Raw genomic sequence first — 6208 nt, forward strand, 5'->3', positions numbered from 1 at the left:
CAAGGCAGGGGGTGGGCAGTAATGGCGAAAGATGGCGCGAAGGCCAGATCGCCAGCCGCCAAGCAACGTACAACGACCGGATCAGCACTGGTGTTCGGTATGGCGCGGAGACCTTGACTCGTCTCGCGAACCGGAGCGACATTGGTAAATCAATTCCTTAATTGTCGGTCCGCCGGGATCCACCTCGAACAGCGGGTTCCCTTCCGTCAGTAGCAGCCGGTTAGCAATCCAGCGGGCGTTCTGCGGTATGTCAGCCGAGGGCGATACCCGCTTGAGAAGGCGATAGACATCCGGATGGCTCGGGTTGCGGGCGATCAGGAAACGGATCGATTCCGGCAGAAGGACAATCGCCACGACCAGCGCGACGATCGTCATACCGCCCGCGACCATGAATAGCGACCTCCAGCCGAATGCCGGCTCGATGAAAGAGGCCAGAATGCCGCCGAGCATCGCGCCCGCGGCGATACCGCCGCTGACCACGAGGACGCCGGTCTGTCTATGCTTGCGGATGGCTTGAGGATAAGCGTTCCAGGTCAAAACCCGTATCCAATTATCGAAAAATATGTGGACGAGATCGTTCTCGTTGAAGACGAGCACATCATCGCCGGGATGCGTGCTCTTGCCAAGGATGCGAAACTGATCGCTGAACCAGCCGCCTCGATTGGCGTCGGAGCACTGTTGGCGGGCAGGATAGACGTCAAGCGCGACGAAAAAGTGTGTGCAGTGTTGTCTGGCGGGAACTGGAATCTACGCGACCTTGCCGAGATTTACAATGTTGCGGGGTAACAAGTTCCAGCTTCGGTCAGTTCACAACCCCGCTCGCGGTTGAACGTCTGCGATTCTCATTGCCAAACAAGAGTCTGCCGGTTCGGAATGTGGCGCGAACACATCATTCGGCGATCAGCTTGGCTAGCGCCACTCTCCACCACCATCACTGCTGATGCTGACCAGCCAGCGAAGGCTCGCTCGGGGTCCAGAAGCGGAAATTATTGCCGCTCAACCCTGTCTGTTGACTGACGCCCAAAGCCAAAGATCCCGAAGGCCGGTTCCCTTCGATAGATTATGCGATACGTTATGACATAACCATTGGCTCAAGGATGAAGTGCGACTTGCGATAGATACCAGTCTGGCAGACTTGGTTCTGTAACCCACAGTCGCCTTGGCAGAAAGAAGAGAACACCAATGGCCGGTTTGCAAATGGCTTTCGAGAGGTAGACCCCTGTCGATCACCGATGGCGAGCTGAAGGACATCTGCGACCGGCTCAGCTCTACGCCGCGGAAGTGCTTGGGCTACCGAACTCCCGCGCAGGTCTTTCGCAAGAAACTACTCGCGCAAATGCGACGTGCCGGCTAGCGTCGCGTGCGCCGCACTTCGACATGAACTCACAGGGAATTATACATTATTATCAAATTGCTAGACGAAACGCTGCGCGCTGAATGATAGTTGTAGAACGATCCGCCTTCATCTGATGCCTGCCTCAATAAATTACGAGCCAAACAACCGCCGATCCCAGAAGACAGGCCGGTGCAGGCTCGCACCAATGTTGCGAAACTCGGGATGAGCTGGATTGATGAGGGCGTTCTGCTCGATTCGGGTAATCACACTCGGCACCAAGAGGACAGCGCTGCGCGCCTCTTGCACCCATGTCTCTCCATAGACTTTGCTGACATGCGGCGGAATTGCGTCCCACCCCGGCAAAGCAGGCTCTGAAAACACTTCATAGGTCACGCCAGCCGCTATGGTGATCTCGACATAGTGTTGGTTCGGCGGCAGTGCGCCCGACCCGTGCACCAGTTTTTCCAGGAGAGCGGTCGAATACTGCAAGCTAGCATAGATGATCGGGCTTGCGGGCGTATTCCACCGCCCGGGAGCGATGGTCGAGCCGGTTGCGTCAAAAATAGGATAGGCGCCGCGCGGATCGCCGATGCGATAGGCTAGAAGCGTTCTGTCTAGGACCTGAGCCGTCAAGCGGCGGACCCATATTTCAGACGGCCAAGAATATCGAGAACCATTTCCGCTCCGAGTTCGTTTTGAATGACGAGATCGATCGGCCTTTTATCTTCGATCATCGCATGTGGCCGAAACAAGAAAGCACGTGCACTTTCCTCCGAACCCCAAACGTCGACCGCTGCGGACCAGACCCTAGCAATGCGGGTGACTTTTGCACCTTCATCGGCAGAAAGCTTGTTGTCCGATCGGGCTTTACGCCTGTTTAAGGTGGCTCTCGGAACCACGTTATAAATGAACTTGATATCGTTGGGTGCGAGGGAATTTGCTATCCGCAGCAAGCTCTCGACTGGAAGGCCCCCTTCGATGCGCTCAATCAGGCGCAACGGTGAAACATCGGCACCCGATCTGGTAAGAGATGGTATCCCTAACAGCCGGGCCACATCGGAATAAGCCGTAAATGACATAGTGACCACTCCTTGCTCACGTGAGACATTATATAGGATCATCCGGTCATAAAGCAAACTGCGAAAATATAGTGAGAAGCTGGCGCTGTTCTTGGTCCGCCCCCTCTGCCACGTAGTCCATGACACCGGCCGCAGCTCCGTAAGTAGTGCTGAATGCCAGACTGGCCCAATCGGGCATAGTCACCGGCCCGGCCGTGCCAATGATCTTGCGATATCGATGATGTCGTCGCGGCCAGCGGTCGGATCTTCCCTGTTCCAGGCAACACCGAGGCCGATCTTGAAGTCGATCCCCCTCACCTTCTTCAGCTCAAACCCGCGGTTCGGCAGATCCTGCGTCCATTCCGGCACGAAGCCGATGCCAAGGCCGGCAGAGACCAGCGACACCAGCGAGAAGGTGTCGTCACAGGTATAGGTGACATTGTCGGTGAGATCATGTTCCTCGAACTTTTCTGCGAAATAGCGCTCGCTGTAAGAGAGGTTCTGACGGGAAAACGAGATGATCTTTTCGCTTCTCAGATCCTCAAGATCGATCTCGCTCTTGGCAGACAGCGGGCTCTCTTTGGCGACCGCCAGCAGGTAGCGTTCATGGGCAATCGAGAAGAAGCGAAGCGAGCCGATATTCTCCACCGGCCGGATGAAGCCGAGATTGATGCGGCCTGCCTCGATGTGGCGGATGATGTCATCGGTGGTGCCACTTTCGATATGCATGCGGATATCGGGATATTTGCGGCCGATGCGTGCCAGGAAAGACGGCAGCACGCCAATCGTGGCGGGATAGACGGTGCCGATCGCAATCTTCCTCGCCGACCTCCCGCCAACCGACCGGGCGATCTCCCTCGACAGATCCACTTCGCTCAGGATCCGAACGGACCGCTCATAGAACGCCGCCCCTGCCCGTGTCAGTTCCACCCGTCTCGTCGAGCGGATGAAGAGCTGCACGCCGAGTTCCTTCTCCAATGCCAGGATCGCGTCTGACAGGCCAGGCTGGGTGATACTGACCTTGGCTGCGGCTCTGCCGAAATGCAGCTCCTCGGCCACCGCAACGAAGTAGGATAGCTGGCGTAGTTCCATGATCCCTCTCTCTTTTACTGACGAAAGGAATTGCCTCCCGCCGCGGACGAGAGCTAGCTATGGTTCTTTTCGAGAATCACGCCTGACGTGAATGATCGTTCGAGACCACGATACGTAGAGAAAATCGCCACGTCAAGGCGATTTCGATAGGAGATAGCGATTTGTTGCCCGTTCAATGCAAGATGGCACGAACCGCTCTCAACATGAGTGTGAAGGATCTTGCTGCTTCCGCAAGCGTATCAACAAACACGCTTGTCCGCTTCGAGCGTGGCGAAGAACTCAAGCCGAGAACAATCGCTGCGATCCGATTTGCATTAGAAAACGCAGGGATCATTTTCATTGAAGGAGACTACCAGGGCGCCGGCGGCCCCGGCATTCGTCTCAAGGATCCAACTGGCTAATCGCGGTCTGGCAACTCATCGGTCGCCTTGAACAGGTTCGAACCGGAGACCCGTGGTTTGTGCGCAGATTTGAGAGTGTGATTTTCAGCCGTTTTCACGCTGACAGTTTGGCCCAATATTGCGTCCTATTCACCTTGAGACGGCCGACCGCTTGCTTTATATGATGCGTGATGATTGATGCGCGATGAGGCAGATATGAGAACGACCTTGGCAATCGACGACGATGTCCTGATCGCGGCAAAAGCGATGGCAACCCAGCAGCACCGGAGCGTCGGCGAGGTCATTTCTGAGCTCGCGAGACGTTCTCTTCGCCGACCGCCCAGCAGCGCTGAGCGCAATGGCATTCCTCTCCTGTCAGTTCGGCCAGGTGCGCCGCCAGTGACGCTCGACATCGTGAACGCCTTGCGTGACGAACTGCCGTGACTTTCCTGCTCGACGTCAATGTACTGATTGCCTTAATTGATCCGGGCCATGTAGCTCATGATGATGCGCACGAGTGGTTCACGGCGATGGGTCAGGTCGCGTGGGCTACCTGCCCGATTACCGAAAATGGTGTCATCCGGATTGTCGGCAACCCCAAATACCCTAACTCTCCTGGTTCACCGGCACTCGTGATGGAGATCGTCCGCAAATTGCGCTCGCTCCCCGGCCACAGTTTTTGGCCCGACGATGTGAGCCTTGTTGGATCAGGTGATATCGCTCCCACAAAGATACTAACACCGGGACAAGTAACTGATACCTACTTGCTTGCGCTAGCCAAGGCGCGTGGTGGCCAGCTGGCGACATTCGACCGCAAGCTGTCAGCAGCAGCGGTTACAAGGGGCAATTCTGCCTTGCACCTGATCACCACAGGTAGATCGTGAGTGTGCCCGACCCAGCGCCTTGAAGGGAGCTGAACCAACGACCCTGCCACAATAGTACGGCTTGAGCCCGGACTTGCCGATCGAAAGGCCGACGACGTCAGCGAAAAATCTCCAAGTTTTGCGAGACCAGCCTGGATGCCGGCTATGATTCCACCACATTCTACGAAGCCTGACGGACTGTCATTCACGCTATGGTATTTATAATTCCTATACCGGTCGCGGTGCCATCATAGGGACTGCTGCCACACGGCCCCTCATAATCTTCGTGATATCCTGGCAACTCATATCCTCAAACAGACCGGCTCCTACGAGCAGGCGAGTCACGATCCAGGACACACCGGACGTGGTGCAGCAGCACTACTGCCGATTCCTGCCGCAGGACAAGGCTGCCCTTGCTGCTCGAATTCTGAATCAGGTATGGGAAGCGGCATAGTTCCTCTCCACAGCCTTGATGGATATAGCACTCAGTGCTATATTACCGATGTCAGACCGGGTGTTCAAAACAGCATGGTTCGCCAAGGCGGCAAAGAAGGCACGCATTTCCGACAAGGCATTATCGACGGCAATTCGCCAAGTCGCACTTGGACAGGCCGACGATCTTGGAGGTGGCGTCTTCAAGAAGCGTCTTAATGATAACATGTATCGATCAATCGTTCTGGCCAAGGCAGGCGAGTTCTGCGTGTTCGCCTATCTCTTCGCGAAGAAGGATCGGGCGAACATCAATGACGACGAGCTTCTGGCATTCCGGAAGCTAGCTGACCTCTACCGCCGCAAGACGAAGGCCGACCTTAAGGCAGAACTTGAGGCTGGCGCCCTTTTGGAGATAGACCATGGCGACTAATCGCAAGTTCAAGAGCGATGCCTTCGAGGCAATTCATAGTGCTGTCGAAGGCATGTATGCAGCTGGCACCATCGACAAGGAAACGATGCGGACTTTCGACGGGGATTGCCTTGTGGTCCCACCTGAACTGACGCCAGATGAGATCAAGGCCTTGCGTGAAAAGAACCACGTCAGTCAGCCGGTCTTCGCCCGCTATCTGAACACCAGTCAGTCGACGGTGCAAAAATGGGAGACCGGCGCCAAACGGCCAAGCGGACCGGCGCTGAAGTTGCTTTCGCTTGTGCAGAAGCACGGGCTTCAGATGTTAGCGTGAACGGAGCTCTATTCCGCTCGCGAATTCGATTTCCTCACTTCCGCCTTCAAGGGGATACGAACCTGCGACTCCGTAATTTTCATCGCGTGGCTGGCAGCGGGTCCGTCCCCTCGTTCAAAACGCAAGATTAAGCATGGAGCTCTTCTCTTAAATAAGCTTCGCGCTTAGGTGAGTGCGCTTAATTAATGACGACAAACGTTTCCCTACAACGTAAGCGCTGTTTTCAGGCCACGTCTTTGAGTTCGTTCCTTGCGGCATAAGTCCACGGCAGCAGGTCGTCGATTTGGCTATTTGGATGGCCGTT

Annotated in this window: 9 protein-coding genes and 3 pseudogenes; 8 read left to right on the forward strand and 4 right to left on the reverse strand. The window is 55.8% G+C overall.

Annotated elements, in window-relative coordinates:
• Nucleotides 1-81: 81 nt before the first annotated feature.
• Nucleotides 82-450, reverse strand: coding sequence for a hypothetical protein (locus tag FHT78_RS28650; RefSeq protein WP_246715442.1), 369 nt, complete (start codon nt 448-450; stop codon nt 82-84).
• 51 nt (nt 451-501) lie between these two features.
• On the opposite strand from FHT78_RS28650, the pseudogene FHT78_RS28655 reads away from it, so the two are divergent.
• A pseudogene (locus tag FHT78_RS28655) lies at nt 502-786 on the forward strand (pyridoxal-phosphate dependent enzyme); the annotation flags it as partial.
• A gap of 344 nt (nt 787-1130) precedes the next feature.
• A pseudogene (locus FHT78_RS29545) lies at nt 1131-1354 on the forward strand (IS30 family transposase); the annotation flags it as partial.
• Nucleotides 1355-1486: 132 nt separating this feature from the next.
• Here the strand turns inward: FHT78_RS29545 and FHT78_RS28660 are convergent.
• From FHT78_RS28660 to FHT78_RS28670, 3 genes are all read right to left on the reverse strand, one after another.
• Nucleotides 1487-1969, reverse strand: a complete 483-nt coding sequence (locus FHT78_RS28660; RefSeq protein WP_183749922.1) for an RES family NAD+ phosphorylase — start codon at nt 1967-1969, stop codon at nt 1487-1489.
• Nucleotides 1966-2415: an antitoxin Xre/MbcA/ParS toxin-binding domain-containing protein gene (locus FHT78_RS28665; protein ID WP_183749923.1), complete on the reverse strand. Its 450-nt coding sequence runs from the start codon at nt 2413-2415 to the stop codon at nt 1966-1968. The genes FHT78_RS28660 and FHT78_RS28665 overlap by 4 nt, the downstream gene beginning before the upstream one ends.
• A gap of 180 nt (nt 2416-2595) precedes the next feature.
• Nucleotides 2596-3486, reverse strand: coding sequence for a LysR family transcriptional regulator (locus FHT78_RS28670; protein WP_183749924.1), 891 nt, complete (start codon nt 3484-3486; stop codon nt 2596-2598).
• Nucleotides 3487-3668: 182 nt separating this feature from the next.
• On the opposite strand from FHT78_RS28670, the gene FHT78_RS28675 reads away from it, so the two are divergent.
• From FHT78_RS28675 to FHT78_RS28695, 6 genes and pseudogenes are all read left to right on the forward strand, one after another.
• Complete coding sequence (locus FHT78_RS28675; RefSeq protein ID WP_183749933.1) at nt 3669-3887, forward strand: helix-turn-helix transcriptional regulator; 219 nt, start codon at nt 3669-3671, stop codon at nt 3885-3887.
• Between the two features lie 195 nt (nt 3888-4082).
• The gene (locus tag FHT78_RS28680) at nt 4083-4310 is read left to right on the forward strand and encodes a CopG family transcriptional regulator (protein WP_183749925.1); all 228 of its coding nucleotides are present in this window, start codon (nt 4083-4085) and stop codon (nt 4308-4310) included.
• Entirely contained in the window at nt 4307-4750 is a 444-nt protein-coding gene (locus FHT78_RS28685) for a TA system VapC family ribonuclease toxin (protein WP_183749926.1), read from the forward strand. Before FHT78_RS28680 ends, FHT78_RS28685 begins: the two co-directional genes overlap by 4 nt.
• A 125-nt stretch (nt 4751-4875) precedes the next feature.
• Nucleotides 4876-5183 (forward strand): annotated as a pseudogene (locus FHT78_RS29550) (hypothetical protein); the annotation flags it as partial.
• Between the two features lie 48 nt (nt 5184-5231).
• Entirely contained in the window at nt 5232-5591 is a 360-nt protein-coding gene (locus FHT78_RS28690) for a type II toxin-antitoxin system RelE/ParE family toxin (RefSeq protein ID WP_183749927.1), read from the forward strand.
• Nucleotides 5581-5904, forward strand: coding sequence for a DNA-binding transcriptional regulator (locus FHT78_RS28695; RefSeq protein WP_183749928.1), 324 nt, complete (start codon nt 5581-5583; stop codon nt 5902-5904). The genes FHT78_RS28690 and FHT78_RS28695 overlap by 11 nt, the downstream gene beginning before the upstream one ends.
• Nucleotides 5905-6208 lie beyond the last annotated feature (304 nt).

This window comes from Rhizobium sp. BK196 (assembly GCF_014193255.1).
Lineage (GTDB): Bacteria > Pseudomonadota > Alphaproteobacteria > Rhizobiales > Rhizobiaceae > Rhizobium.

Bases quoted from the DNA above. Each gene is read 5' to 3' on its own strand.
- FHT78_RS28675 (WP_183749933.1), top strand. From the start codon at position 3,669: ATGGCACGAACCGCTCTCAACATGAGTGTGAAGGATCTTGCTGCTTCC.
- FHT78_RS28695 (WP_183749928.1), top strand. From the start codon at position 5,581: ATGGCGACTAATCGCAAGTTCAAGAGCGATGCCTTCGAGGCAATTCAT.
- FHT78_RS28665 (WP_183749923.1), bottom strand. From the start codon at position 2,415: ATGTCATTTACGGCTTATTCCGATGTGGCCCGGCTGTTAGGGATACCA.
- FHT78_RS28650 (WP_246715442.1), bottom strand. From the start codon at position 450: ATGCTCGGCGGCATTCTGGCCTCTTTCATCGAGCCGGCATTCGGCTGG.
- FHT78_RS28670 (WP_183749924.1), bottom strand. From the start codon at position 3,486: ATGGAACTACGCCAGCTATCCTACTTCGTTGCGGTGGCCGAGGAGCTG.
- FHT78_RS28690 (WP_183749927.1), top strand. From the start codon at position 5,232: ATGTCAGACCGGGTGTTCAAAACAGCATGGTTCGCCAAGGCGGCAAAG.
- FHT78_RS28680 (WP_183749925.1), top strand. From the start codon at position 4,083: ATGAGAACGACCTTGGCAATCGACGACGATGTCCTGATCGCGGCAAAA.